The organism is Neisseria polysaccharea (genome assembly GCF_963392925.1).
GTDB lineage: Bacteria > Pseudomonadota > Gammaproteobacteria > Burkholderiales > Neisseriaceae > Neisseria > Neisseria polysaccharea.
In genome coordinates, this window is record NZ_CAUJNZ010000031.1 from 1 (window position 1) to 2964 (window position 2964).

The window sequence follows — 2964 nt, forward strand, 5'->3', positions numbered from 1 at the left end:
TGAAGTTCCTGCTGGAATGACATTTTAGACCCCTCTCAAATATCGGTTAATCGAATTTGTCAAGGGGTTTCAATCAGTTTTTACACTCCCTTAACTGGGGTGCAATATATAAGGGTTTTATTTACGCGCGCGCGTATTGGTCTTGAAATTATTTATCCCTCGCCTGTCTTTGTTGGTCATGGCGGAAATAGGGCGTAATTGCGCTGTAAGCGCGTTTTGCTTTTGGGTAGGTGGGGTAGGATAGGGTAGGGTGTGAATGGCTCTAATTTTTGAGATTTAGGGGCTTCCTGTCGATTTTATGCTTTCTTGGTTGGTCTGCTTGATGTTTGGACGTAAAAAAAGCCCGCCTGTATCGATCATGGCGGGCTTGGTTAGTATTTTGGAACTAACCCCATGCAAACGGTCAGTCGTCCAGTTCCATATCGGGGGTCAGCACATGAAACCAGCCGTTACCTTTCCTCTGGTGTTAATAGCCTCTATTTTTGTAGTTATATTTTAACAATCCATTATCTGCCAATACACGGCAGGCTTTTGATTCATCGAAACTTTGGGCGATTTCATCGGCAAAGACACGGCGGATTACCCATAATTCCAATTTCTCCCCCTCCTGTTTCCTATATCCTGCATGGTCTCTATTGGTGCTTTTATCGCTCCATTCCATAAACCGCGTGCCTAATGCGTACTGGGCGATAAAATCTTCTGCCTGCTCAATGATTCGGCGGTCTTCGTGTTTTCCTGCTCCGTTGGCTTCCAGCCATTCGTCAAAGCATTGTTTCACGCCTGCCATGCCTACGCCTACGGGCAAACCAGTAACAGGGGCGGCAAGTTCCAAAGCGGCGGCGGCGATAGCAAAGCGTTTCGCTACTCTTCGCGCTTGTCCTGATAATTCGGGAATGGTTGCCATAAATGCGGCTATGCGCTCTGTTGCCTGCCGTTTGGCTTGCTCTAGGTCGTCTGAAAGCTGTCGGATAAATAGCCTGCCGGCTACGCCGTGATATTTTTCGGCGGATTGGGCGATATGCTCACTCAACAATGCGCCATCTTCAAATCCGTGCAATGTGTCATAAATGCCGTATTGCGCGGCGGCTCTGATACTGGGCAGGCGGGCTGCTTGTCCTGCGTTCCAATCGCCTTTGTGGTGTTTCAGGATGGAATCGGGGGTCTTTTCGTCGGTGGAAAACATCATCACTTTCCAGCGGGTCAAGGCGCGGTTTCCGCCTTGTTTTGCGCCTTGCACTTTGTTGATACCGTTCATAACGCTATAAACAGTATCGCCGATAACGTGCGGGCTTGCCTGTCCTATTTCGTCCAACACCAGCAAGCCATCATTGCGGGCGGCGGCTGTGTTGGAAAAGCCTATTTTTGTACCGCTCCAAGACAACAGGCTGCCTGATGGTCTGCCCCATACGCTCAAGGCTACTTTTGCGGCTGTGGTTTTACCGTCTGAAGAATCGCCCATTAGGTGGAAGCCCCCCGATTCTTCGTTTAACAGGGAAAGTAACGGGGCGGCAAATGAAGCCCCTAAAGCAAGGCATAGACGGCTATTCCCTGCCGCGTATCGGGCTATGTTTTGTTGCCAGTCGGTAAGCTCTCCGTTTGGCTGATATGCCTTTGCTTGGCTGGTGTCTCCGTTATAGATAATGGCGGGGCCTTCGTCGGTCGCCGTGATGGTTTCCCCGCTAGGCATGATGTAGGTGTCTTTGTGCCAGCCTGCGCGGTCGGTAATGGTGTAAATATCGCCGCCGCCCTGTGTCTGCAAATAGTCGGAAAGCCGTTCACGCTTAACCTTGCCTGATAGGATGTCTATACCGTACTGCCCCAATCTTGCCCAGCACTGCCCTGTTACGATTTCGCCTTTGGGGATGGCGGCGGTTTTGGTTCGCCGTGTGTTAGCGTCCTGCCAGCGTATTACGCGGTAATATGCGCCGTCGTTGTCCGTGCCCCTGCCTATGATGTCGATGGGGGATGACAGTTTTACCGGCGTGGCTTCCTGCGTGTTGCCCTCCCTGTCGGTCTTAACGCCGATATACCATACGCCCGCGCCGTCCACGTCGTAGCGCGGCTGTGCAAACGGCGCGGCAAATTCCGACATATCGCCCAATGGGGCGGTTTCTTCTGTGAACTTCGGCTTTACTTCTTTACACATAGTGTTAAAATCTCCTGTATGGGTTTGGTTGCCTTTCGCGGTTTTCCGCGTTTGGTTTCCGCTTGATAAATAATCCATTGCCGCCTACAAATGCCGCCTGTTTTTCAGACGGCATTTTTTACGCCTTGCCGCTGCGTTTGCGGTCGTTCAATTCGTCCAGCGCGTCATAGCCCGCCGTGCCGCTTATCCAGTATCGGACGGCTATTCCGCCGCTTTGGGCGCGTTTTGCCAGGCTTAATGCCGCCGTTTCCCCTACGGGGCGCGGTGCGTCGTGGTCTGCGATAACGGCAAGCTCTTTAATGCCGTCTGAAAGCTCCAGCCGCTTCATGCCGTTTGCGCTTAGGGCGGCGCATAAGCCCCAATCATGGGCGTTGAACAGTTCACGCGCGGCTAAGGCGGTCTCTATGCCCTCCGCTACCATCAGCCGCCCGTTTTCAGGAACGGGGAACAGGTAAACCGCCCCGCCCGTCATCGCGCCCTGTTTGCGGCTTCGCATTTTCTTGGCGGGCAAATCTTCGCCCGTTTTGGGGTGCTTAATCCGCGCTTTGGCAAAGCCGCCGCCCCGTTGTGCTTCCAGATAGGTAATGTGCAAACCGCAAACAGTGCTGCCGCGTGTGGAAGCCGCTATTGCCGCGTGGAAACGTCCGATGAACAGCGGTTTGCCGTCCTCCCCCTGCGTCCAATATTCCATGCCTGCGTGATGGCGGATGTTTTCGGGAAGGTATGCCGCGTTTAAGCCGCGTGATTCCCAATACTGGACAACGGGGCAATCGGGCGTTAACGGCTCTGCTTCGTCCCACAATGCGGCAAGTTTGCCG

At 53.1% G+C, this 2964-nt stretch carries 2 protein-coding genes; both read right to left on the reverse strand.

Annotated features, from left to right (window positions below; genetic code table 11):
• Nucleotides 1-466: 466 nt before the first annotated feature.
• The gene (locus RDY34_RS10475) at nt 467-2146 is read right to left on the reverse strand and encodes a DUF927 domain-containing protein (RefSeq protein WP_308074855.1); all 1680 of its coding nucleotides are present in this window, start codon (nt 2144-2146) and stop codon (nt 467-469) included.
• Nucleotides 2147-2264: 118 nt separating this feature from the next.
• On the reverse strand, nt 2265-2964 hold a 700-nt coding region (locus RDY34_RS10480; protein WP_308184582.1), incomplete at its 5' end, for a DUF7146 domain-containing protein.